Here is a 24,618-nt window from a genome sequence, read left to right on the forward strand (position 1 = left end):
TGCCTCTAGGTAAGTATAAGTGCGTAACGGGGGCGAGCTCATGATGTCGAAGATGCGAATTCCGAGAAAGCTGCGGCTTTCCTTCATCCTGATCTGCGTCTCGGCGGCGATCATGATGGCGGTCTTTTTCGCCACGATCATGATGATCCGCGCGTCCATCGAGAGCAACAATCTCAGCCGCACGATCGAGGCGCAGGCGATGTCGCTGGAAACCGCGATCCTGCGTCAGAACAGCCAGTTTCGAGGCTTTCTGGTCACCGGCGACGAGACCTATCTGAAATCCTACTACGAAGGGCGCGACGAGTTCGACAAGGTCGTCGTCGAGTTGAAGGGTCAGCTGGGCGACGCCGAAAAGCAGGCCCTGCTCGAAAAATCGCGCCTCGCCACCCTTGCTTGGAGGGCCGATTGGGGTGACCGCATGATCGCCGAGGTTCGCGCCGGCAAGCGCGAGCAGGCCCAGCAAGACGTGCGAGACGCGGGCAAGAAGGTGTTGGTCAGCGACGCCGTCCTGCCTCTGCGCGACCTGCGCGAGGCCGAAGCCGCGGTCACCGAGAAAAATCTGGAACGTCAGCAAGCTGCGATCGTCACCGCGATCATTGCCCTGATTGTCGGCGGCATCGCCCTAATCACGATCGCCATGGTGCTGTCGGCCATGCTCAGCCGCATGATCGCGCGTCCGATCACAGTCCTGACCGAGGCCATGGGCCAACTGGCAAAGGGCGACAACGACATCGTCGTGGACGCCAGCCATGCCGACGAACTGGGCGATATGGCGCGCGCGGTCCTGGTGTTCCGCGACACGGCTCTGGCCAAGGCCGAGGCGGAACGAGCCAAGGCGGCCGCCGATCTGGCCAAGGACGCGGCCGAGCGCGAGAAGATCGTCGCCGACGCCGCGCAACGTCACGTCGTCAAGGAGCTCGACACAGCTCTGGAGGCCTTGGCCGCCGGTGATTTGACCCACACCATTCGCACGCCGTTCGCCCCGGAGTACGAGCGCCTGCGCACGGCCTTCAACGTGGCGGTGCAGGGCCTGGAAGAAAGCCTGGCCAGCGTCGCCGGCTCGGCCCAAAGCGTTCGCCTGGGCGCCACGCAGATCTGCTCGGCGTCCGAAACCCTGTCGTTGCGAACCGAACAGCAGGCGTCCAGCCTGCAGCAAACCACCACCGCCACCAACCACGTCACCGACATGGTCGGCGACACGGCGCGCAGCGCGGCCAACGCCCGTAACGCCATCACCCTAGCCAATGGCGACGCCGCAGACGGTCGCGTGATCGTTGAAGAAGCGATCGTCGCCATGGACGCCATCAAGGCCGGATCGCAGGAGATCGGCGAGATCATCAACATGATCGACGCCATCGCCTTGCAGACCAATCTTCTGGCCTTGAACGCCGGCGTCGAGGCCGCGAGAGCGGGCGATGCCGGACGTGGGTTCGCCGTTGTCGCCGGCGAGGTGCGCGAACTGGCCAAGCGCACCGTCGACGCCGCCAAGGACATCAAGCAACTGATCAGCAAGTCGTCGGACGAGGTGCGGCTGGGCGTCGATCGGGTCGGCGAAACGAGCGAGATGCTGGCGCGGGTCGTGTCCAAGATTGGCGACGCCAACACCCTGATCGTGGACATCGCGCAAGGGGCGCAGGTCCAGTCCGAGAACCTGAAGCAGGTCAACAGCGCTGTCGGCAGCATGGACCGTATGACCCAGCAGAACGCCGCCATGGCGGAAGAGGCGACGGCGGCCGCGCGCATCCTGGCGACCGAAGCCGATGAGCTGGCGACCCTGGTTTCCAGATTCCGTCTGAATACGACGACCTCGGCCGCGCCGGTGCCTCGCCGAGACACCGCGTCCGTGCCGCGACCGGCACCAAAGAGCGTCCGCACGGTTGGTGCGCTCGCGCTGTCCAGCGAAGCAGCCGATGACGACTGGAGCGAGTTCTAAGATATCGATCCAGTTGAGTGGTGAAGAAGCCGGCGCAACAATCCGAACTTTATAAGCGCCGTTATGTCAGTATTAATCCGTAGTCTGGCATTATAAATCATCAAACACATCCGTGTTTTATTGATAACAGCCATGCAAGAAACTGCATGGAAGAATTTCCGAACGAAAATCAGTTGTCCAGTCTCTGCACTGCAAGACAACGCCTTGGAGGCTTCCTTGAAATCCCTGTATCTCACGGCTGCGTTTGCGCCGCTTATCCTCGCCATGCCCGCTCATGCGCAGACGCAGCCTGCGCCGCAGCGCCAGACGGCCTGGGAGGCCAGCCGGACGCGGGCCAATGACGACGTGATCGTGACGGGCGTGGCCAAGGCGCGCGACAGGCTGGACAGCGCGACCTCGACCAGCTCGATCAATGATGTCGAGATCGCCAAGATCGGCGCCTATTCCGTCAACGACCTGTTCCGCACCATCCCCGGCATTCGCGCCGAGGCCAGCACGGGCGAAACCAACGGCAACTATACGATCCGCGGCCTGCCCATGGTCAGCACCGGCGCGAAGTACCTGCAATTCCAAGAAGACGGTCTGCCGGTCCTGGAGTTCGGCGACATCCTGGCGCTGACGTCCGACTATTTCATGCGCTACGACTTCAACGTCGGCCAGATCGAGTCCATCCGCGGCGGGTCGTCCTCGACCTTCGCATCGAACGCGCCGGGCGGCGTGATCAACCTGATCTCGCAGACGGGTGAGGTCGAAGGCGGCTCGGTCCAGGTGTCTTCGGGCCTGGATTACGACACCTATCGCGGCGACTTCAGCTATGGCGGTCACCTGAGCGACACCGTGCGCTTCCACGTCGGCGGCTTCTATCGCGAGGGTGAAGGCCCGCGCGACTCCGGCTTCACGGGCAACAAGGGCGGCCAGATCAAGGCCAACATCACCAAGACCTTCGACGGCGGCTTCGTGCGTCTGTACGGCAAGATCCTGGACGACACCGTCGTCGCCTATGGTCCGACGCCTCTGCTGGTGTCCGGCACGAACGACGATCCCAACTACAGCGACGTTCCCAACTTCTCGATGACGCGCGACACCCTGACGTCGCGCAACACCACGGTCTTCCCGCTGCTGGACGGCGACAACAACCTGAAGCGCGTCAATCTGCAGGACGGCAATCAGGTTCAGGTGCGCGCGTTGGGCTTCCAGACCCGCTTCAACCTGCACGGCTGGACGATTTCCGAGCACATGCGCTATGCGCAGCAATCGGGTGATCAGTCGTTCAACTACCCGCTGGCCGTGGTGCCGGCGGCCCAGGCGCCGCTGGCGTTCGGTCGTCGTCCCGGAACCCTGGCCTACGCCACAGGTCCGCGCGCCGGTCAGGCGATCACCAGCCCGACGACCCTGAACGGCAACGGCCTGCTGGCCTATTCGACCCTGGTCCACACCGACATCGACAGCCTGGACAACTTCACCAACGATCTGCGCGCCAACCGCGTCTGGAAGATCGGCGGCGGCGACCTGACGACCACCGTCGGCGTCTATTCGGCCCAGCAGGATCTGAAGTTCGATCGCCAGTATATCCCCTTCCTTCAGGACGTCGTGGGCGGCGGAAACTCGGCCCTGGTCGATATCTTCAATACGAACGGCACGCCCCGCACCCAGGACGGCGTGGTCAACTTCTTCGGTCCCTCGGGCGCCGGGTCGAACTCGCGCACCGATGTGACCTACAAGGTGCTGGCGCCCTATGCCTCGCTGAACTACCGGCTGGGCAAGCTGGCGCTGGGTGGGTCGATCCGTTTCGACAGCGGCGACGTTAGCGGCCGCACGGTGGCCAACGGTCTGACCGACGTCCGCACCATCGACGTGGACAACGATGGCGTCATCTCGGAAGCCGAGCGCACCTTCGCCTTCGCGCCTGCCGCCAGCGCGACGCCGGTCGACTACGACTACGACTATGTCTCGTATTCGCTCAGCGCCAACTACCGCGTCTCGGACAGCTTCTCGACCTTCGCTCGTTACAGCGAGGGCGCGCGCGCCGCAGCGGACAAGATCCTGCGTTCGCCGGCCATCAGCAATGTCGATGGCGACCTGCTGCAGGCTGACGCGGCCTATGATCCGGTGAACCAGGCCGAGATCGGCATGAAGTATCGCGCCAACGGCCTGTTCGCCAACGTCACGGGCTTCTGGGCCGAGGTCAGCGAGACCAATCAGCAGATCCGCGCGGATGCCGGCGGCGTCACTCGTCTGGTGCTGGTCCAGCGCAGCTACGAGGCCAAGGGCGCCGAATTCGAGGCCGGCGTGCGTCACGGTCCGTTCAGCCTGACCGGCAGCGCCACCGTCACCAGCGCCGAGATCACCAAGGCCGAGGACGCGGCCCTGGTCGGCAACTCGCCGCGCCGTCAGGCCGACCTGATCTTCCAGGTCATGCCGCAGTACGAGACGGACCTGTTCACGGTGGGCGCCAGCGTCGTCGGCACGACCGAGAGCTATACGCAGGACGTCAACCAGTTGAAGATGCCGGGCTACGCCACGGTCAACGCCTTCGTCCAGGTGCGCCCCATCGACCGCGTCGTGCTGTCGGTGACCGCCAACAACCTGTTCGACGAAACCGCGCTGACGGAAGTGTCGGCCGACACGCTGCCCGCCAGCGGCGTTGTGTTGGCCCAAGCCCTGCCTGGCCGCACCATCACCGCAGCCGTGCGCTTCTACTTCTGACGCAAAGCAGGCTTCCGGACGCGAGCCCGGAAGCCTGTTCTGTCAGGGGCTATATCCAATGACAGCGGGCGGCGTTGTTGAGGAGGCGGGCGGCTTCGAAGATCAGGTGATCGGCGGACAGGGGCTTGGGGATGACGACGTCGGCGCCGGCGCGTGAGGCCAGATCGCGATGGTTGGACGAGGCGTTGGCGGTCAGCATGGCGATCGGGAGCCTGTTGGCCTCGCGCTCTTGTTCACCTCTGCGGATGCTGCGGATGGCCTCGACGCCGTCCATGACCGGCATCTGCATGTCCATCATGATCAGGTCGTAGGCGTGCGCTGACCACAGGTCGACGGCTTCCTGGCCGTTTTCGGCGACATCGATCTGACAGCCGAAGCCGCTGAGGAGCGCCTGGACGACCTGCTGGTTGACGAGATTGTCCTCCGCCAAGAGGATCCGCGCGCCGTAGAGTCGATCCAGCGCCTCCACATGGCTCTCGCTTTCGCGGGTGATCTCGCCGCTGGGATCCATCGGCAAGTCGAGAACGAAGAGCGTTCCCCGACCGGGCTTTGAACGCACCCTGAGGCCGCCGCTCATCAGCTCCGCCAGACGACGACTGATGGAAAGGCCAAGGCCCGTGCCGCCGAACCGCCGCGAGATGGAATCGTCGGCCTGGCTGAACGGCGAGAACAACAGTTTCGCCGTCGATCGATCAAAGCCCATGCCGGTATCGGCGACGCGGATGCGAAGACGCCGGGACGGCTTCGAGTAGCGCGCATCGACCAGCACCTGGCCGACTGCAGTGAACTTGATGGCGTTGGAGACCAGGTTCAGCACGATCTGACGCAGCCGGGCCCCGTCGCCCATGAGGTGAGGCGGAAGACCGTCGAAACGGGAGATCAGCTCAAGTCCCTTTTCGCTGGCCAGCGGCCGCATCAGATCCACCGCGCCGGAAATGGTGTCGGACGGCGCAAAGGGTTCGTTGACCAGGTTCATTTCGCCGGCCTGGATTTTGGACAGGTCCAGCACATCGTCCAGGATGCGCCTCAACGTCTCGCCGGACTTGATGATCAGATCGACCTTTTGACGGGCATCGTCGGGTAGGTCGGCGCCTGACAGGGACTGCGCCAGGCCCAGGACGCCGTTCAACGGCGTACGAACCTCATGGCTCATCGTCGCGAGGAAGGTGTCGCGCAGCGCAGCGGCGCGTTCGGCGACGAGCCGCGCTTCCGAAAGGGCCTCCAGAGCCAGCACATGTTCGGTCACCTCGAAACGGATGGCCGTGTAGGACGTCGGGCCCTCGGGACCGCTGAGCGCCGGGACGATGGTCGTGTCGACCCAATAGAGGCTGCCGTCCTTGCGACGGTTCCGCAACGTGCCGGTCCACACCTTGCCGCTGCGGATCGTGCGATACAGATCCTGGAAGAAGGCCTTGGAATGCAGGCCGGAGTTCACGATTCGGTGGGTCGAGCCGATCAACTCTTCTCGGCTGTAACCGCTGACTGCGACGAACTTCTCATTGCAGTCGGTGATGACGCCATGGCGATCGGTCGTCACCAGAATAGCCGCGACTTCGAGCGCTCTTCGAAGCTCGGCATCCAGCGCGCCTGCCGTGCTCATCCCCAGCGATCGGGTCGCTGTCAAAGGGTGGGCGGGATGTCTTTTGACCGACGCCATCGGCTCTTTCCGGTTGTTGCCTCGCCACTTTGTTTCCAAAGGCTTGCGCGGCAATCTAGGATTGCGTCGGTATGAAATCATTTCCTCATGGATGCGCTGTTAGGAGTTCGATAGCCCTAAGGGTTGACCTTCGTCTATCTTGCAGGTTGCCGCCAATCCTGTCACACCGGACCTATGGGTGTTCGGGGGACGATGGATGAGTTCACCGTGCGGGAGTTCGATGATCCCGCGATGGCGCTCTATGCGCTCGACACCGCCTTGCTCGAACTCGATCGCCAGCTTGATCGCGTCCTGCGCGCCGATGGTCAAAGCAATGCCGCCGTCCGCGCCTTGAGCCTGATTGCCGGCGAGGGCCGTCGCGGTGTCAAACAATGCGCTCTCGGATCGACGCTTCAGGCGCCGCCGGCCTCGCTGTCGCGTCTGGTCGATCATCTGGTTCGCGCCGATCTGGTCAAGCGTTCGCCCCATCCGAACGACCGGCGCGTCACCATGCTGGAAATCACCGAGGCAGGCCGCGCCGTTCTCGAAGATCGGCGGTCGCAATACGGCCGTCTGGCCGGACTGTTGACCAGCGAGGGTCTGACGACCGCCGCCCAGCTGATCCCGCTGCTGCAGGCCATGGCAAAGGACGTCGGTCACGCCGCGACATGACGTCAGACCGGCGCAAACAATGCTTCCGCTGTGAAACAGTCTACAGGCTGAAGAGACTTCAACCGGCCTTTAGATCGAACCTCGTCCAACTGACCGCCATGCAAGGGGGCCGTCATGTCGGACGCAATGAATCTGGACCAAAGACTTCGCTTCTTGAAGCTGGACAAGGCCGCGAGGTCTCGTCTCGCTGACGCCAGACCCGTCATCGAGGCCGCGCTTCAGCCCAGCCTTGAAGCCTTTTACGCCCAGGTTCGTGCGACGCCGGACGTGGCCCGCTTCTTCGGTGCGGAAAGCCAGATCGCTGGAGCCAAGGACGCCCAGGCGCGACACTGGGGCCTGATCGCCTCAGGCGCCTTTGATCCGGCCTATGTCGAGGGCGTGCGCCGCATCGGCCAGACCCACGCCCGCATCGGGCTGGAGCCGCGCTGGTATATCGGCGGCTACGCCCTGGTCCTGGAAGGGCTGATCGAGGCGATCGTCACATCCCACGCCAAGACGCGGTCGCTGTTTTCGAAGCGCGACGACGGCAAGGCTCTGTCGGCGACGCTGGCCAGTGTGGTGAAAGCCGCCATGCTCGACATGGATTTCGTCATTTCGCTGTATCTGGAAGCCGCCGAGACCAAGCGCCTGGAGGCGGACCAGAAGCGCGCAGAGGCCGAGGCCGAGCAGACGCGGGTGGTGGAGGATACCGCGGCGGCTCTGGCGGCTCTGGCGCAGGGCGACCTTCGGACTCGCATCGCGTCGGACTTCACCGGCGGCTACGCGCGCCTGAAGACCGACTTCAACACCGCCATGCAGCGTCTGGACGACGCCATGGCCGAGATCGCCAGCAATACGGGCGCCATGCAACTGGGCGCCGCCGAAATCAGCGAAGCGGCTGACGACCTGTCGCGGCGCACCGAACATCAGGCGGCGACGCTGGAGGAAACGGCGGCCGCGCTGGACGAGATCACCGCCACGGTGAAGCGTGCGGCCGAAGGCGCCAGTCGCGCCGCCGCGGTCGTCGAAACCTCTCGCCAATCCGCCGAGCAGTCGCGCGAGGTGGTCAGCCGCGCCGTTGAGGCCATGACCGCGATCGAACAGTCGTCGTCGCAGATCAACCAGATCATCGGCGTCATCGACGAGATCGCCTTCCAGACCAACCTTCTGGCCTTGAACGCGGGCGTGGAGGCTGCGCGCGCGGGTGACGCGGGACGAGGGTTCGCCGTGGTGGCCTCCGAGGTTCGGGCCCTGGCGCAGCGCTCCGCAGAGGCCGCCAAGGAGATCAAGTCGTTGATCACCACCTCGTCCGTCCAGGTGAAGTCCGGCGTCACCTTGGTCGCAGAAACGGGCGAGGCCCTATCGTCCATCGTCAAGCGCGTCGCCGAAATCGACGAGCTCATGAACGAGATTACGGCCTCGACGCGCGAGCAGTCGACGGCGCTGGAAGAGGTCAACACCGCCGTCAACCAGATGGACCAGGTGACCCAGCAGAACGCCGCCATGGTCGAACAATCGACGGCGGCCAGCCACAGCCTGACTTCTGAAAGCCGTCAGCTGTCGGATCTGGTCCAGCGCTTCAGCCTGACGCGCGAAACCGCGCTGAGCAGCCGAGCCCTCGCCGCGCCGGCGCCGCGCAAGCCGAGCGCGGCACGGCCCATACGTCCGGCCGCGCTGCGATCCTCCGGCTCGGCCGCGCTGGCCGTCGTGGAGGAGGCGGACACGGCCGGCTGGGAGGAGTTTTGACAATGAGCCAAGGAAGCGCAAGCTACCGGATGACCCTCGCCTGCGGGCGGCTTTTGATGCTCGACGAGATCAATGCGCTAACGTCGCGCTGGAACGAAGCCCTGGCCGCCAGCCAGACCGACGAACAGACCTTCCAGACCATATCGATCGCCTGGCGCGACATGGGCGCCTTCATCAGCCGCGCCGTCTTTCAGAACGCCGCCGACGTCCGCCGACTATCGCTCGAACACCGCTGCCAAAGCGCCGGCAACGACAACGGCTGACTGACGGAGCTCCCTATTCGGCTGCGACCACGACGGCTGGTCGGCGTGACATCAGCACGATCATCAGCAGACCAAGGGCGGACGCGCCGGCGCCGGCCAGAGCAACGGCTGGATAGCCGAGGCCGCCGGCGATGACGGCGCCGCCCAGAGCGGCCCCGATGGCGTTGCCGAGATTAAAAGCGCCGATGTTGACGGCCGAAGCCAGGTTCGGGGCCTCACGCGCTGCATCCATCACGCGAACCTGAAGCGGCGGCACGAGCGCGAAGCTGGCGATGCCCCACAGGAAGATGAGAACGGCGCTTACGTTGGCCAAAGGCATGGCCACGGCGAAGGTCAGCAGGACGAGCGACAGGCCGGCGAGGGTTACGATCAGCGTACGATCGACAGAATGGTCAGCAAACTTGCCGCCGATCCAGTTGCCGACGGTCAGGCCAAGCCCATAGAGGACGAGCATCGCGGTGATGAAACCCAGCGATGCGCCGGTCTGTTCGCGCAGGATCGGCGTGATGTAGGTGAAGACGGTGAACATGGCGCTGGAGCCGATAACGGTCAGGGCCAAGGCCGACAGGACACGTCTGCGGCCAAGCACGCGCAGTTCAGCCAACATGTCGCCGGCGGCAGGTGCGGCGGCTTTCGGTAGCGTTAGGGCGAGGGCCGCCATCACCATGACGCCGATCATCGCAATGCCCCAGAAGCTGGCCCGCCATCCCAAGGTTTCCCCAGCCCAGGTGGCCACAGGCACGCCCACGACATTGGCGATGGTCAAGCCCATGAACATGGCAGCCACCGCCCCGGCCTTGCGGTCCGGCGGCACGAGCCCGGCCGCGACAATGGCGCCGACCCCAAAGAAGGCGCCATGGTTCAGCGACGTGATGATCCGCGCGATCATCAGCAGGGCGTAGTTGTCAGCGAGCGCAGACAGCGCATTGCCAATCGTGAAGATGCCGGCGAGCCCGGTGAGCAGGGTGCGGCGAGGAACGCGGCCTGTGGCCAAGGTCATCAAGGGCGCGCCCAGGACGACGCCCAGAGCGTAGGCGCTGATCAGCAGACCGGCCGATGGAATAGACACGCTTAGATCGGTTGCAATGACGGGCAACAGCCCCATCGGGGCGAACTCGGTCACGCCGATGCCGAACGCGCCGGCGGCAAGCGCCAGCAGGGGAGGGTTGAGTTTCATAGGATGGAAATCCGCAGACCAATAAGACTTGCGCACAGATGGACGCGGTCGTGCCCAGCGGTTAGGCCTTCCGAAAGCGAAGGATTTTTGAAATGCACGCAAAGGCGCCGTCAGCGGGCGCAGATCGCGCCCGCGATATGGAGGTGTTCGCGGCTGTGGCTGCGGCCGGCAGCTTTTCAGCCGCAGGTCGGGTTCTTGGGCTGACGCCATCGGCCGTAAGCCGAACGATCGATCGGATCGAGGCGCGACTGGGTGTGCGGCTCGTTCTGAGGACAACCCGCGCATTGACGTTGACGGCCGAAGGCCAGGCCTATCTCAGCGCCGCAAGGAGAATTGTCGCCGACCTGGATGAGGCTGAACAGTCCATTTCGGACCAGGGCGCGCCGCAGGGACGCCTAAGGGTTAGCGCATCCCTGGCGCACGGTCGGCAGGTGGTCGTGCCGCTGATCGGCGCGTTCGTGGCGCGCTACCCGCAAATCCTCGTCGACATCAATCTGACGGATACTGTCGTGGATGTCGCGGCTGGGCAGGCCGATGTCGCCATTCGTTTCGGGCCGTTGCTGGACAGTCCGCTGACGGCGCGACGGCTGGGTGAGACAGGACGAACGATCGTGGCGTCGCCGGCCTATCTCGCGCGTCGCGGCGTGCCGCGCGTGCCGGAGGACCTGCACCAACATGACTGTCTGAACTTCAACTTCCGAAGGTTGGAGCCCGTGTGGCCTTTCCGACGGGACGGTCGTGACTATGCGCTCACGGTTCGCGGCCCCGTGGAAGCAAACAATGGCGAGAGCCTGACGCAGCTTGCGCTGGCCGGCGTCGGCGTAACGCGTGTGGGCAACTTCAGCGTCGCCGACGCCATTGCGAAGGGTGAGCTCGTACCGCTGCTTGAGGATTTCAATCCTGGCGATCGTGAGCCCATCCATGCTGTATTCGTCGGCGGCGCCAGCGTTCCCGCTCGCGTCCGGGTGTTCGTCGACTTCTTGGTCGATCAACTGCGGCCACGGTCGGTTGCAAGGGACGCTACCGAAGTCGCCCCTAGTGCTGAAACGGGGTGATCGCGGCAATTCGTCGTAGAAATGATCCCCGCGGAACCGTCACAGCTGGCTTGGCTTTTCCCTTTCACGGGGATCAGGAGATCCGGCAAGGGCGAGGGTGCAGGTTTGAGTTGGATGCCGTATTGCGGTCCTGCGCCAGCTTTTGGCGAGTGGCGCTGGAACCTTGATCCGATCTTGCTGGCCGTTCTCGTCGCAGCTGCGGGCGTGGTCCTGTGGCGGCTGGAAGGGCGGCGGCGCGGCTATGGTCTGGCGGCCGTCGCGGTATTGGCCGTTGGATTTGTCTCCCCGCTGTGCGCCCTTAGCTCGGCGCTGTTCTCGGCGAGGACAGTTCATCATGTACTGTTGGTCGGCGTCGCCGCGCCCTTGCTGGCGGCGGCCCTGCCCATGAGACGATATGGGTCGCTGATCCTGGCGACGGCGGTGCAGGCGGTGGTGTTCTGGGCCTGGCACGCGCCTGACGCGTATGGCGCCGCCCTGTCGAGAGATGCGGTCTATTGGGTGATGCAGATCAGTCTGCTGGCGAGCGCCGTCTGGTTCTGGTGCGCGACGCGGTCGGCGTCTGCGCCGGCGGCGGTCATCGCCCTATTGGCGGCCATGCTGGCGATGGGGCTGCTTGGTGCGGTGCTGACCTTCGCGGGGCAGGCGGTCTATGCGCCCCATGCCTATTCGACCCTGGCCTGGGGCCTGACGCCGCTGGAGGATCAGCAGGCGGCCGGACTGATCATGTGGGCGCCGGCGGCGGCGCTGTATCTGTTCGCCGCCCTGTGGCGGCTGGGGCGGATGATCGGCCCGGACGCCGAGGCGCATCCGGCATGATCGAAAGACTGTTCAGGCAGCTGCTGGAATGGGCGGCGGGTCACCATGACGAGGGCCGCTATTCGCCCGTCGGCATCGGCTTTCATTGGGTGATGGCGGGGCTGGTGATCTTCCAGCTCGGCTGGGGCTGGTGGATGGGGCGGCAGCCGGTGGGCGGGGCCATGATGGCCGCCTACGACCTGCATTTCGCGATCGGCGTGCTGATGCTGATCCTGGTGATCGGCCGGCTGTCATGGCGACTGCTGGCGCCCGACCTGATCAATGATGCGGACAAGCCGGGTTGGGAAAGCATGGCCGCCCATGTGACCCACTATGTCTTCTACATCTGCCTGTTCGGCCTGCCGCTGTCGGGCTGGGCCATGATCTCGGCGACGGATCGGACGCGTCAGCTGGAGACGTTGGGCTTCATCAAATGGCCGCTGCTGCCGCTGCAGGATCTGTCGAACACTCAGCTATGGGCGATCGAGGCGGCGGCGGAATGGATGCACTGGGGACTGGTCATCACGCTGCTGCTGATGATCCCGATCCACGCCGGCGCGGCGCTCAAGCACCATCTGATCGATAGGGACGACGTGTTTCACGCGATGCTGCCGGTCGTGCCGCTGCTTCGACCGAAGCGGACCCGGTGGCAGCGGCGCTGGCGCGCGCTGGAGAAGCGGGTTGCGTCAACAGCCAGGACGCTATGGCGCGGGCTTCTGGGTCCGAAAGCGATTTGACGGCGGCGGCCATGACGCCGCGCGGGTCGTTGCGGCGTTTGCCCGCTTTCCAGCGGTCGATCTGTTCCAGTGTGTAGGCGGCGGGCTGACCGGCGATCTGCGGGTTGCCGCCTTGGCCCGAGCCTTGACCCCGGTCGCCGTGACATGAGGCGCAGGCGACGATGCCGCGCGAAGGGTCGCCGTTCAGATAGAGGGCGGGCGCAGGCACCATCGACGCGGGCGTTTGCGTCGGCGGCGCGGGCAGGGCGGCGTAGTAGGCGGCGACCTCGCGTCGGCCCTGTTGGTCCAAGGCCTTGGCGATGCGCGTCATGGCGTCGTCGGGACGAAGGCCCGATGCATAGTCTTCCAACTGCTTTTGCAGATAGCCGGCGTCCAAGCCTGCCAGGCGCGGGGCGGCGACCCCATCCCCGCCGCCGCCCAGGCCGTGACAGGTGAAGCAGGCGTTGGCCGCCCCGCCGGCGCCGCCGCTCATGGCGATGACCTGACCATTCGCCGTGAAGGTGCGATCCGTCTGGCCCGGCGTGGAGTCGCAGGCGGCGAGGCCGGTTAGCAGAACAAGGACGGAAAGGGAGGCGCGCACGGCGGTGCAACACCTGCTTATGGCGAAGGTTCCTTGTGGCGATGCGCCGAGGCTCCATGTCGCAGTCGGGAACCTCCTTCCGACAAGAGGATTGCTCTGGCGAAGCTTTGGGGGGCGGATGGGTTTTCGGACAGCGGGCGAGGCGATGGGACGACGGGCGGCGGTCTGTGCGCTGGCGCTCGCCCTGTGCGCCTGCGTGGACAAGTCCGACCTGCCTCGGCCGGTAGTTCAGGCCGATGCCGCCGCCGGACTGGCGGTGATCAAGGAGGTCGGTTGCGCCGCCTGTCACCGGATACCCGGCGTCGCCTGGCCCGAGGGCCGGTCCGGCTCGAACCTAGCGGGGTTCGGCGCGCGCCCCCTGATCGCCGGACGCTTGCCGAACCAGCCCGATGTCCTGATCCGCTGGCTGATCGACGCGCCGTCGATGGACCCCGGAACCGCCATGCCGCCCATGCCCCTGACGCAAGACCAAGCCCGCGACGTCGCGGCATACCTGTACACGCTCGATGAAGACTGACGCCCCTCCCGGAATCGCCGGCTGGCCGCCGCCCGTGCTGGATCCGGCCGGGCCGTTCGCCGGACCGATCCAGACCGTCGCCTGGGTGCTGTTCACCATGGCGGCGGTGGTCATGATCGTGGTGGCCGTGGCGCTCGGCATCGCCCTGTTCGGGCCGCGCAAATGGAAGCGGCGGGTTGGCGGCGAACGCCTGATTTGGATTGCGGGACTGATATTCCCGGTGGTCGTTCTGACCGGGCTGTTGGTCTATGGGCTGACCACCACGGCGCGGGTGGCCGATGCGCCCAAGCCCGGCGAAATGCGGGTGCGCGTCACTGGCGAAATGTGGTGGTGGCGCGTCGCCTATCTGGATGGTCAGGGGCGCGAGATCGTGCAGGACGCCAACGAGGTCCACATTCCGGCCGGCCAGCCTGTCGTGTTCGAGCTGGAAAGCGCGGACGTGATCCACAGCTTCTGGGTGCCGCGCCTGGGCGGAAAGACCGACATGATCCCCGGCCGCCGCAACTTCATGCGCCTACAAGCCGACGCGCCTGGCACCTATGGCGGCCAATGCGCCGAATACTGCGGCGGTCCTCACGCCCTAATGGGGCTGGTGGTCGTGGCCCATGCGCCGGACGACTATGCCGCCTGGTTGGCGCGGCAGTTGCGGCCGGCCGCCGTCGTGCCCTCGGCCCAGGGGCCGCTCGCCTTGATCGACCAAGGGCGCAACGTCTTCGCTGCTTCGGGCTGCGCCGCCTGTCACACTATTCGCGGAACCGAGGCGAACGGTCTGGCGGGACCGGACCTCACCCACGTCGGCTCGCGCCAGACGCTGGGCGCCGGCATCCTTCCGAACAATCAGGGGACGATGGCCGGCTGGATTTCGGACAGCCAGAGCCTGAAGCCCGGCAATCGTATGCCGTCCTATGCGGTCCTCTCGGGCCAGGACGTGCGCGCCGTCGCCGCCTATCTGGAAAGTCTGAAATGAGTTCGGAAACCGGGTTCGATCCCGAACTCTACAAACGCTTCCCAACCACCGAAGCCCGACCCGAGGGCGAGCTGGAGCAGCTCGACGAGGTCTGGTGCGGCCCGCGGCGGCCGTGGGAGTGGATCACGGCGATCAACAACAACTACATCGGCGTCTATTACGTCGGCGCGGCCATGCTGTTCTTTGTGCTGGCAGGCGTGCTGGCGCTGTTGATGCGGACCCAACTGGCCCTGCCGATGACGGGTTTCCTGGCGCAGGAGACCTACAACCAGATCTTCACCATGCACGGCACGGTGATGATGTTCCTGTTCGCGGTGCCCGCGGTCGAGGCGCTGGGCGTGCTGTTGCTGCCGCAGATGCTGGGGGCGCGCGATCTGCCGTTCCCGAGGCTGAGCGCCTACGCCTTCTGGGCCTATCTGGTCGGGGGGCTGTGCTTCTTCGCCTCGCTGTTCTTCGGCCTGGCGCCGAATGGCGGCTGGTTCATGTATCCGCCGCTGACGTCGACGACTTACTCGCCGGGCATCAACGCCGACTTCTGGCTCTTGGGCATCGGCTTCATCGAGATTTCGGCCATCGCCGGCGCCATCGAGATCATCGTCGGGGTGCTGAAGACGCGGGCGCCGGGCATGACGCTGGACAAACTGCCGATCTTCGCCTGGGCCATGCTGATCTTCGCCTGCATGATCATCATCGCCTTCCCGTCGATCATTCTGTCGACCCTGCTGCTGGAGCTGGAACGCGCGCTGGGCTGGCCCTTCTTCGATGCGGCCAAGGGCGGCGACCCCATGCTATGGCAACACCTGTTCTGGTTCTTCGGCCACCCCGAGGTCTACATCATCTTCCTGCCGGCGGCGGGGGCGATGTCGACCCTGATCCCGGCCGTCGCCCAGACCAAGCTGGTCGGCTATCGGCTGGTGGTCCTGGCTATGCTGGCGACCGGCTTCATCAGCTTCGGCGTCTGGGCGCACCACATGTTCACCACGGGCATGCCGCAGATCTCGATCAACTATTTCAGCGCCGCCTCCATGGCCGTCAGCGTGCCGGCAGGGGTGCAGGTCTTCGCCTGGATCGCCACACTGGCGGCGGGCAAGATGCGGTTCAACACGCCGGGCCTGTTTGCGGTCGGGGGGCTGGTGATCTTCGTCATGGGCGGGCTGACCGGGGTGATGGTCGCCATGGTGCCGTTCGACTGGCAGGCCCACGACAGCTATTTCATCGTCGCCCACCTGCATTACGTCCTGATCGGCGGGATGGTCTTCCCGCTGTTCGCCGCCATCTACTACTGGACGCCGATGTCCAGCAGCCGGCCGCTCAGCGAGCGTTGGGGCAAGTGGATCTTCTGGCTGATGTTCGTCGGTCACAACGTCACCTTCATGCCCATGCACCTGACCGGGCTGATGGGCATGCCGCGCCGGGTCTATACCTATCTGCCGGATCGGGGCTGGGACCTGCCCAATATGATCTCGACCGTCGGCTCCTTCATGTTCGGCCTGGCGGTGGTGCTGTGGATGATCGACATGATCCGCAACTTTCGGCCCTTCGGAGAGAAGGACGCGGGCAATGTCTTTGGCGGGCCGGGGCTGGAGTGGCTGCCCGCCGGTCGATACTCGCTGCGGTCCGTCCCGGTGATCAAGAGCCTGTATCCGGTGTGGGACCAGCCGAACCTGGCGCGCGATGTCGAGGCCGGCCGCTACTTCCTGCCCGGCGCCCCGCGCGGAGAGCGAGAAACCATGATCACAAGTCCGATCAACGCCGAGCCTCAATATCTCCAGCGGATGCCCCGGCCGTCCAGCTGGTATGTCTGGGGCGCGATCTTCACCGCCGGCTTCTTTTTGATTTTGACGATCCAGGCCTACGTCGCCTCCTTGGTCAGCGGCGTGCTGGCCGTCTACTGCATCCTCAAATGGTGCTGGGGACTGGATCGACCCAGCGGTCCAGCGGCGGTGGATGTCGGCGGCGGCGTGCGACTGCCGACCTATGTGTCCGGCCCCAGCAGTCATGGGTGGTGGGCGATGGTCATCACCCTGATCGTGTCGGGCATGGTCGCGATCATGGCCTGCTTCTCCTACGTCTTCCTGTGGAGCCGCCGGCCGGACCTGTGGGAGGCGCCGCCCGAGATCGGCTCGCTGCCTTTGACCCTGGGTCTGCTGGCGGCCGCCGGACTCGGCGCCTGGGCGTCTCAAGGCGCGCTGAAGCTGGACCGGCCGCGCAGCGCCGGCATCGCCGCCATTCTGATGCTGGTCGCCACCGTGGCGGCGGGCGGCGCCTTTGCGACCGAGGCCTCGGCCTGGTGGAACTCGGGCCTGCGCCCCGACGTCTCCAGCCAGGGCGCGACCGTCTATGCGCTGTTGGCCTGGCAGGGGACATTCGTCGGCATCTCGTTGTTGATGGGACCGTTCGTCGTGCTGCGCTGGCTTTGCGGCCTGGTGTCGCCGCGTTACACGGCGACGTTCGAAGTGGTCGCCCTGTTCGTGGCCTTCACGGCGGTTCAGGGCGCGGCGACGACCCTGCTGATCCGCCTGTTCCCGGGCGTCGGCGCATGAGGTTCTGGCTGCTTATGCTGGGCGGCCTGCTGATCTGGGCCGCCCATTTCCTGGGCCTGTATCTGCTGTCCAGCGCCGCCGACGTGGCGCGTGGGGATGCCGACGCCTGGAACGCTTTCGGGCTGACTTTCAGCGTCCTCTGCCTGGCAAGCATTGGCGCCCTATGTTGGAAATGCCTGATTGCCCTGCGTGCAAAGCCGGAAGCGACACGATCCTTCGGCTTGCTCCTCGCGATAGCCGGGAGCTTGCTTGGTGCAATCGGCGTCGTGTTTCAAACTCTGGTGCTTATCGTCGATGGCAGAATATGGAGCTGATTGTGCGGCCTGATCTCTACCGACAATCAGGCCGCATAGTATCTTCTGTAGGCCCGGTAGTCGTAGTCGGCTTGGCCATAACCTAGGCCGGCCTCCGCCCGGACATCGACCTGGCTCAGGGTGACGCCGGAAAGGCGAACACCGGATTGGCTGAGGATGCGGATCGCAGCGGCGACGGCCCGCGCGGGGGTTTTTCGCCAGCGGGCGAGCAGGATGACGGTGTCGGCCTTGGCCGCCAGGATGCGGGCGTCGGCGAGGACCAGGACAGGTGCGGTGTCGATGACGATCAGGTCGAAGGCCTGACGCAGTTCGTCGAGCAGGGCGTTCATCGGCGGGGCGCCGAACAGGTCGTCGGCCGACAGGCCTGATCCCGACAGGGGCAGAAGTTGTGCGCCGGAGGCCGGGTCCAGCACCAAGACGTTTCGCCAGGCCGCTGCGCCATGCAGGACCTCGGCTAGGCCGTGGTCAGGGTTCAGGCCCAGCATTCGCGTCACGCCGCGCCGACGCGGGTCGCCGTCGATCAGTAGAACGCGTCCGCCGGAGCGCGCAGCGACGCGGGCCAGACAGACGGCTGTAGTGGTCTTGCCTTCGCCAGGCAGGGCGGACGTGACGGCGACGATGCGCGCGGACGGTTCGCCCACGACGCTGACGATGGGGGTGATCGAGGTGCGTAGCGCCCGGAAGGCCTCGGCGAAGACCGACAGCGGGCGTTGGACGACGAGGTCGATCGGATGCAGCGTCTGATCCTCAGCCGTCGCCACGGAGGAGGCCAGCGGAACGGCGCCGACGGCGGCGACGCTCAGCCTGCGCTCGATGTCATCGGGGCCGCTGAGACCTGTCTGCGTGGCGTTGGCGATGATGACGGCGCCGGTTCCCGCCGCCGCGCCGAGCATTAGGCCCAGCGCGAGGCTGATCATCAGGTTCGGCGCGCTTTGCGCGGTCGGAGGCGTGGCGCGCGAGACGATGCGGGCGTCCGCCTGTTCGACGCCGGTCTGGGCGCTGGTCTCGCGATAACGATCCAAGAAGGCGCGGTAGATGGCGCGGGCGGCTTCGGCCTCGCCTTCCAGTTCGCGCAGGCGCACCGAGGCGGCATTGTTGTCGGCCAGCGCGCCGCGCGCGGCGTCCAGGCTGGACTGGACCGAGGCGGCGCGTTGGCGGGCAACCTGGGCTTGGGCGTCGAGATTGGAGACGACACGGCGGATCTCGGCCTGGATCTGAGCGTCGATGTCGGACAGCTCCTGACGGGCGCGGATCATGTCGGGGTGCAAAGGGCCGTAGCGGACAGAAAGGTCCGCGACGCGCGTACTGATCGCGGCGCGCTGGGCACGCAGGTTCTGGACGACGGGAGAGGAGAGGGCCTCGCCGACATCGTCGCCGTTGGAGCCGGCCGCCATCTGGGCGCGTGCGGTGCGCAGGCGGGCGTCCTGCTCGGCCTGCTGTGCGCGGGCCAAGGCGAGTTGCTGGTTGTAGGCCGAGATCTCCTGCTCCGTCAGGGTGGCGCCCTGGGCGCTGAGCAGGCCGTTTTCTATCCGGTAGGCTGAGACGGCCGCGTCGGCGGCCTCGACCTGGCGGCGCAGATCTTCCAGCCGGGCGCCTAGGAAGGTGTTGGCCTGGTCGTTAGCGTCGAATTTGGCGGTGAGTTGAGACTGGAGATAGGCGTCGGCGAAGGCGTTGGCGATGCGGGCCGCCTTGATCGGACTTTCGGAGGTGACGCTGACCGCCATCGAATAGGTCAGGCCGACGCGGCGCACGGTCAGGCGTCGCCGGACGGCGTCGATCACCTGTTGCCGCTCGATCTGAGGGTCGGTAGCCGAAGGCGTGGCGCGCGGCAGGCGCCGGGTAAGGGGCGAGGATCGCAGGCGAGCGTTGAACTCGCGATCGCGAATTAGATCCAACGTCTGCACGACTTGGGCGGCAAGCTGGGGTGACTTCAGAACCTCGACCTCGGTGTCGACGATGGCCGCCTCGGCGTCGAGCGCCGACAGCACGGCCTGTCCCGCCACGACCTGTTCCTTGCGGGTGTTGATCTGGAGGCTGGCGGTCGCAGTATAGACGGGCGGCTGGCCCAGCATCAGCGCCAGCACGATCAGGCAGACGGCTGCTGCGACAGCGATAAACAGGCCGAGACGACGCCGGAAGGCGGCGATCAGGGCGTGGAGGTCGATGGCGTCGTCCGCAGGCTGGCCGGGACCGCCGATCGTGGGGTCGTGGTGGGTCATCGCGCCATCGAACGGTGATCGTTCCGTCCAGTGGTGCGATGATGCCTTCAGGTTGTCAATCTTCGCGCTGTGGCCGTGTGTTCAGAACTGCGAGACGACAGCGACGGAAAGGCGCGTCGAGCGATAGCTCGGTCCTGCCGCCGCGCCGGACGAGGATTGATCGAGAAAGGTCACGCCGGCGGTCAGACCGTAGCGACGGTTGAGGCGATAGACGGCGCTGAAGCCGGCGGTAAAGCGCGTGTCCGTGCGGTCGAGGCCGTTGTAGCCGTCCTCGCTCCACGCCGTTTCCGCCGTCAGGATCAGGTTGCGCAGCAGTTCGTGGTCCACGCTGATCGACAGGTCGGTGCGCAGGGCGCCGGCCGAGTCGATCACGCCGGTGTCCGCGACGCTGCGCGCCGCGGTGGCGGTCAGAGTCGTCAGTTGGGTGGGGAACCACGACAGGCGCGCACGACCGCCGAAGCCGTCGAGATCGCCATAGGCTGCGTCTTGGAAGTCCTGGCGGATGTATCCGGCGGCGACCTCGCCCCGGATCAGCGCGCCCAGCTCGAAGTCCACGCCAGCCAAGGCTTCGTGACCGGAAGAGGATCGTTCCGGCGACCCTGCCACCTTGCGATAGTTGCGGTCATCGCGGGCGACCTGAAAGAACAGAGCCGTCGCGGGAGAGAGGGCGTGGTCGGCGCGGCCGGCCAGGCGGGCGACGGTGCGGTCCCGCCCGTCCTGTTCGATGACGGCGCCGGCGGCGCTCAGACCATCGCGGTAGTCGTAGCGAAGAACGGCGGCGTTGGCGGACAGGCGCAATCGACCCCGAGTGCGTGTCGCCGCCAGCGAGGCGGAGGCCAGATCGAAGGCGATCGGGCGGCGAGCGGCGGGGCCGGCTCCGGCGGCCGTGCGGGCCTCGTGATCGCGGGCGTAGTCCGCGGCCATGGTGATGTCGGCGCCGCGAACCATGTCGAGACGGCCGGCGCCGCCCAGGCTCCAGTCGGTCGTGTTCTCGCTGTCGAAGTCGAGGTTACGGTCGATCTCGGCGCGGACGCGGGTTTCAAGCGCGTGGCGCGACCAATTGGATCGGACGACGACCTCAGGCGTCACCCGCAAGGTCGTTGCGGACTGACGGTCGGCTTCGGCCGCAAAGACATTGTCGTCATAAACGACGCCCGACTGAAGCCGGGGAAAGGCCGTGAAGCCGCCGGCCCGGATGCCGAGCGGGTCATAGGCGGGTTGCGGCCGATCACGCACGGCGACCGCGCGGTTGCGAAAGAAGAGGTCGATTTGCGCGTCCTGAGCCGAGCGCAAAGCCTGGGCGGAGGCGTCGGTTGCGCCGAACAGCAACAGGACGACGCCGGCCGGCAGGATTTCGCGTCGCATCGGCCCCCCAGCCTTCTTGCGTCAACCGTTCTCGTATTGACGCCACCAGGCGACGAACTTTTCCAGTCCGATCTCCAGCGGGACCTTGGGCTGATAACCGCACAAGGCGTTCAGCTTTGAAATGTCGGCATAGGTGGCGGTGACGTCGCCGGGCTGCATCGGCCGCATGATCTTGTTCGCGCTGACGCCCAGCGCCGTTTCCAGCGTGGAGATCATCTCCATTAGGCCGACGGGCTGGCTGTCGCCGATGTTGTAGACCTCATGGACGCCTTGCGCGGGGGGACGGTCCAGAACGGCGACCACGCCGTCGACGATGTCGTCGATATAGGTGAAGTCGCGCGCCATCTTGCCTTCGCCATAAACCTCGATCGGCTCGCCGCGCACGATCTTCTGGGTGAAGCTGAAATAGGCCATGTCGGGCCGGCCCCAGGGGCCATAGACGGTGAAGAACCGCAGGCCCGATTGCGGAAAGCCATAAAGCTTGGCGTAACTCTGGCTCATCAGTTCGCACGAGCGTTTGGTCGCGGCGTAGAGCGAAACCGGGTGGACGGTCGGATCGTCCTCTCGGAAGCCCGAACCTTCCAGAGGCCGGTCGCCATAGACCGAGCTGGACGAGGCATAGACCAGGTGCGTCACTTGATTGTGCCGCGCAGCCTCCAGCATCGACAGATGGCCGGCCAGGTTGGACCGCTCGTAGGCGAAGGGGTTTTCGAGCGAATAGCGGACTCCCGCCTGAGCCGCGAGGTGAACGATCCGCTTTACCCCGGCGTCTGAAACGAGGGCGCGCATCTGCGCGTGGTCGGCGATGTCGGCGCGGACCATCTTGAAGCCGTCTCGCCCTTCCAGGCGGGCGGCGCGGGCGGCCTTCAGGTGCGGATCATAATAGTCGTTGAAGACATCGACGCCGATCACCTGCTCGCCCCGGTCCAGCAGACGCTCGGCGACGTGCATGCCGATGAAGCCGGCCGCGCCCGTGACGAGGATCGGCGCGCCCATCAGCCGCGCCCGATGCCCATATAGCGGAAACCGCGATGCTTCATGTCTTCGGGCCGATAGATGTTGCGCAGATCGACCAGGACCGGCTGTTTCATCAGCAGCTTGATGCGGTCCAGATCCAGGGCGCGGAACTGGTCCCATTCGGTGACGAGGACCACGGCGTCGGCGCCGACGACGGCGTCATAGGCGCTGTCCTTCATCTGGATGTCCGGCAACAGCTTGGCGGCCTCATGCATGCCTTCGGGATCGAAGGCCTGGACGGTCGCGCCTGCGGCGATCAGGGCAGGCGCGATGTCCAGTGATGGGGCGTCACGCATGTCGTCGGTGTTGGGCTTGAACGTCAGGCCCAGGAGGGCGATCGTCTTGCCCTGGACGCTCGTGCCCAGGGTCGCGGCGACGCGGTCGGCCATGGCCTTCTTGCGGGCGTCGTTGACCTCGACCGTCGCCTCAATCAGCTTTGTCGGCGCGCCATACTGCTGGGCGGTGCGGACCAGGGCGATAGTGTCCTTGGGGAAGCACGAGCCGCCATAGCCGGGGCCGGCGTGCAGGAACTTCGAGCCGATACGCTTGTCCAGGCCGATGCCGCGCGCGACCTGCTGGACGTCGGCCCCGACGGCTTCGCACAGGTCGGCCATCTCGTTGATGAAGGTGATCTTCATCGCCAGGAAGGCGTTGGCGGCGTATTTGATCAGCTCGGACGTGCGACGGCCCACAAACAGCAGCGGGCTCTCATTCAGGTTCAGCGGACGATAAAGTTCGCTCATCACCTTTTGCGCGCGACCGCCGGTGTCGCCGGTCATGTCGTCGATGCCGATGACGACGCGGTCGGGACGTTTGAAGTCGCCGATCGCGGCGCCTTCACGCAGAAATTCGGGGTTGGAGACGACGGCGAAGTCGGCCTTCGGATTGGTCTTGCGGATAATCGCCTCGACCTCGTCGCCCGTGCCGACCGGGACGGTCGATTTGGTGACGACGACCGTGAAGCCTTCGATCAGGCCGGCGATCTCCTCGGCGGCGGCGTGGACGTAGGACAGGTCGGCATGGCCGTCGCCGCGACGCGTCGGCGTGCCCACGGCGATGAAGACGGCGTCCGCCCGGCGAATGGCCTCGGCGCCGTCCAGGGTGAAGAACAGTCGGCCTTCGCGCACATTGGCGGCGACCAGATCATCCAGCCCCGGCTCGTAGATCGGGATTTCGCCCCGCTCCAGCCGTTCGATCTTGGACGGGTCCTTGTCGATGCAGGTGACGACATGGCCGAAGTCGGCGAAACAGGCGCCGGACACCAGGCCCACATAGCCCGTCCCAATCATCGCTACGCGCATCGAAATCCCTCATCAGCCGCGAGCCGACCTTTAGCGGTGCGGTGCGCCCGGGGACAATGGCTTTTGGTTTCGCGGTGCAACGCGCCTGCAGCCGACGCCGTCCAGCGCCGGCTGCAGGATCGGGCTTTACAGGACGCCGATCATCGAGGCGACCAGCGGGTGACGGACGATGTCGCGCTCGGCCAGACGCACCACGGCGATGTCGGGCACGGCCTCCAGTCGAGCCGAGATGTCCGACAGGCCCGAGATGCCAGGCAGCAGGTCCGACTGCTGCGGATCGCCGGTCACCACCATGGTCGAATGCCAGCCCAGGCGGGTCAGCAGCATCTTGAGCTGGACGTAGGTGCAGTTCTGCGCCTCGTCCACGACGATGAAGGCGTTGTTCAGCGTGCGGCCGCGCATATAGCCGACCGGGGCGATCTCGATCAGACCTTCGGCCATCAGCGCCTTGACCCGCTTCATCGACAGACGATCGGACAGGGCGTCGTAGAGCGGGCGCAGATAGGGAGCCAGCTTGTCTTCCATGTCGCCGGGCAGGAAGCCGATGGATTCGCCGGCCTCGACAGCAGGGCGGCTCAGGACGATGCGGCCGACCTTGCCCGCCTCCAGCGCCTCGACCGCCTTGGCGACGGCGAGGTAGGTCTTGCCGGTGCCTGCGGGACCCAGCGCCATGACCAGGTTGTGGTGGTCGATGGCTTCCATCAACTCGCCCTGGCCCTCGGATTTGGGCTTCAACGTCTTCAGATAGCCTTGGTCGCGGTCGTCGTTCGAAGGGTAGGGCGACCACCCTGATCGCTCGTTATGCGGGGCGTGAAGCCGACGAACTTTCGACTCCTCCATGAAATCACGCGAATCCAGGATTCCGTGTTCACGCGTTTGACGCTTGGTTGCAGCACGCTTGGTCATGGACGCCTCCAGGGCATGAAAAAAGGCGGACCCGAACGGGCGCCGCCTTGGATGGTCTTGGGGAGGAAGAGGTCGCGGCCTGCAGAGCAACGGCCCGGATCGACAGCAGAGCCGTCTGCAACGGGGTGCGCCCGCCGCCGAACAACCGAACCAGGATCCCAACGCGCCACGCGAAAGCCCCGACTTGATG

19 protein-coding genes and 1 pseudogene are annotated in these 24,618 nt (G+C 65.7%); 12 read left to right on the top strand and 8 right to left on the bottom strand.

Annotation, left to right across the window (positions count from 1 at the left end):
* Positions 1-52: 52 nt before the first annotated feature.
* On the top strand, positions 53-1,933 hold the full coding sequence (locus BLR19_RS14370) for a methyl-accepting chemotaxis protein (protein WP_255366707.1): 1,881 nt from the start codon (positions 53-55) through the stop codon (positions 1,931-1,933).
* Between the two features lie 216 nt (positions 1,934-2,149).
* Positions 2,150-4,639, top strand: a complete 2,490-nt coding sequence (locus BLR19_RS14375; protein ID WP_091752463.1) for a TonB-dependent receptor domain-containing protein — start codon at positions 2,150-2,152, stop codon at positions 4,637-4,639.
* 49 nt (positions 4,640-4,688) lie between these two features.
* Here BLR19_RS14375 and BLR19_RS14380 read toward each other — a convergent pair whose 3' ends face one another.
* Positions 4,689-6,239, bottom strand: coding sequence for a PAS domain-containing hybrid sensor histidine kinase/response regulator (locus BLR19_RS14380; protein ID WP_176758365.1), 1,551 nt, complete (start codon positions 6,237-6,239; stop codon positions 4,689-4,691).
* A 249-nt stretch (positions 6,240-6,488) separates the two neighbouring features.
* On the opposite strand from BLR19_RS14380, the gene BLR19_RS14385 reads away from it, so the two are divergent.
* The 3 genes from BLR19_RS14385 to BLR19_RS14395 all read left to right on the top strand — a co-directional run bounded on the left by BLR19_RS14385 (position 6,489) and on the right by BLR19_RS14395 (position 8,935).
* Positions 6,489-6,947 carry a MarR family winged helix-turn-helix transcriptional regulator gene (locus BLR19_RS14385; protein WP_176758366.1) on the top strand — a complete coding sequence of 153 codons (459 nt, stop codon included), beginning with the start codon at positions 6,489-6,491 and terminating at the stop codon, positions 6,945-6,947.
* Positions 6,948-7,061: 114 nt separating this feature from the next.
* The gene (locus BLR19_RS14390) at positions 7,062-8,672 is read left to right on the top strand and encodes a globin-coupled sensor protein (RefSeq protein ID WP_091752472.1); all 1,611 of its coding nucleotides are present in this window, start codon (positions 7,062-7,064) and stop codon (positions 8,670-8,672) included.
* Positions 8,673-8,674: 2 nt separating this feature from the next.
* A complete protein-coding gene (locus BLR19_RS14395; protein ID WP_143007398.1) occupies positions 8,675-8,935 on the top strand; it encodes a hypothetical protein in 261 nt (86 codons plus the stop codon).
* Between the two features lie 13 nt (positions 8,936-8,948).
* Here BLR19_RS14395 and BLR19_RS14400 read toward each other — a convergent pair whose 3' ends face one another.
* Positions 8,949-10,112 carry an MFS transporter gene (locus BLR19_RS14400; protein ID WP_091752478.1) on the bottom strand — a complete coding sequence of 388 codons (1,164 nt, stop codon included), beginning with the start codon at positions 10,110-10,112 and terminating at the stop codon, positions 8,949-8,951.
* A gap of 137 nt (positions 10,113-10,249) precedes the next feature.
* Between BLR19_RS14400 and BLR19_RS14405 the strand changes: the two genes are divergently transcribed.
* The 3 genes from BLR19_RS14405 to BLR19_RS15030 all read left to right on the top strand — a co-directional run bounded on the left by BLR19_RS14405 (position 10,250) and on the right by BLR19_RS15030 (position 12,699).
* The gene (locus BLR19_RS14405; protein ID WP_255366710.1) at positions 10,250-11,167 is read left to right on the top strand and encodes a LysR substrate-binding domain-containing protein; all 918 of its coding nucleotides are present in this window, start codon (positions 10,250-10,252) and stop codon (positions 11,165-11,167) included.
* A 174-nt stretch (positions 11,168-11,341) separates the two neighbouring features.
* Positions 11,342-11,983: a cytochrome c oxidase assembly protein gene (locus tag BLR19_RS14410; protein WP_255366711.1), complete on the top strand. Its 642-nt coding sequence runs from the start codon at positions 11,342-11,344 to the stop codon at positions 11,981-11,983.
* Positions 11,980-12,699, top strand: coding sequence for a cytochrome b (locus BLR19_RS15030; RefSeq protein ID WP_045811114.1), 720 nt, complete (start codon positions 11,980-11,982; stop codon positions 12,697-12,699). The genes BLR19_RS14410 and BLR19_RS15030 overlap by 4 nt, the downstream gene beginning before the upstream one ends.
* On the opposite strand, the pseudogene BLR19_RS15035 reads toward BLR19_RS15030, so the two are convergent.
* Positions 12,677-13,171 (bottom strand): annotated as a pseudogene (locus tag BLR19_RS15035) (cytochrome c); the annotation flags it as partial. The gene BLR19_RS15030 and the pseudogene BLR19_RS15035 overlap by 23 nt on opposite strands.
* 226 nt (positions 13,172-13,397) lie before the next feature.
* Here BLR19_RS15035 and BLR19_RS14425 point away from each other — a divergent pair.
* Genes BLR19_RS14425 through BLR19_RS14440 form a run of 4 tightly spaced genes read left to right on the top strand, consistent with a single transcriptional unit; the run spans position 13,398 to position 17,620 of the window.
* Complete coding sequence (locus BLR19_RS14425) at positions 13,398-13,796, top strand: c-type cytochrome (protein WP_091752484.1); 399 nt, start codon at positions 13,398-13,400, stop codon at positions 13,794-13,796.
* Positions 13,786-14,763: a cytochrome c oxidase subunit II gene (gene coxB / locus BLR19_RS14430; RefSeq protein WP_091752486.1), complete on the top strand. Its 978-nt coding sequence runs from the start codon at positions 13,786-13,788 to the stop codon at positions 14,761-14,763. Before BLR19_RS14425 ends, coxB begins: the two co-directional genes overlap by 11 nt.
* Complete coding sequence (locus BLR19_RS14435; RefSeq protein WP_091752488.1) at positions 14,760-17,306, top strand: cbb3-type cytochrome c oxidase subunit I; 2,547 nt, start codon at positions 14,760-14,762, stop codon at positions 17,304-17,306. The genes coxB and BLR19_RS14435 overlap by 4 nt, the downstream gene beginning before the upstream one ends.
* Positions 17,303-17,620 carry a hypothetical protein gene (locus tag BLR19_RS14440; protein WP_091752490.1) on the top strand — a complete coding sequence of 106 codons (318 nt, stop codon included), beginning with the start codon at positions 17,303-17,305 and terminating at the stop codon, positions 17,618-17,620. The genes BLR19_RS14435 and BLR19_RS14440 overlap by 4 nt, the downstream gene beginning before the upstream one ends.
* A 26-nt stretch (positions 17,621-17,646) precedes the next feature.
* Here BLR19_RS14440 and BLR19_RS14445 read toward each other — a convergent pair whose 3' ends face one another.
* The 5 genes from BLR19_RS14445 to BLR19_RS14465 all read right to left on the bottom strand — a co-directional run bounded on the left by BLR19_RS14445 (position 17,647) and on the right by BLR19_RS14465 (position 24,440).
* Entirely contained in the window at positions 17,647-19,839 is a 2,193-nt protein-coding gene (locus BLR19_RS14445; protein ID WP_091752492.1) for a GumC family protein, read from the bottom strand.
* 81 nt (positions 19,840-19,920) lie between these two features.
* Positions 19,921-21,204 (bottom strand): outer membrane beta-barrel protein, encoded by a 1,284-nt coding sequence (locus BLR19_RS14450; RefSeq protein WP_091752494.1) that lies wholly within the window; start codon positions 21,202-21,204, stop codon positions 19,921-19,923.
* Positions 21,205-21,225: 21 nt separating this feature from the next.
* The gene (locus BLR19_RS14455; RefSeq protein ID WP_091752530.1) at positions 21,226-22,203 is read right to left on the bottom strand and encodes an SDR family NAD(P)-dependent oxidoreductase; all 978 of its coding nucleotides are present in this window, start codon (positions 22,201-22,203) and stop codon (positions 21,226-21,228) included.
* Complete coding sequence (locus BLR19_RS14460; protein ID WP_091752496.1) at positions 22,200-23,522, bottom strand: UDP-glucose dehydrogenase family protein; 1,323 nt, start codon at positions 23,520-23,522, stop codon at positions 22,200-22,202. Before BLR19_RS14460 ends, BLR19_RS14455 begins: the two co-directional genes overlap by 4 nt.
* Before the next feature lie 126 nt (positions 23,523-23,648).
* Complete coding sequence (locus BLR19_RS14465) at positions 23,649-24,440, bottom strand: PhoH family protein (RefSeq protein WP_091752533.1); 792 nt, start codon at positions 24,438-24,440, stop codon at positions 23,649-23,651.
* Between the last annotated feature and the right edge of the window lie 178 nt (positions 24,441-24,618).

The organism is Brevundimonas sp. 374 (genome assembly GCF_900102995.1).
Taxonomy (GTDB): Bacteria; Pseudomonadota; Alphaproteobacteria; order Caulobacterales; family Caulobacteraceae; genus Brevundimonas; species Brevundimonas vesicularis_C.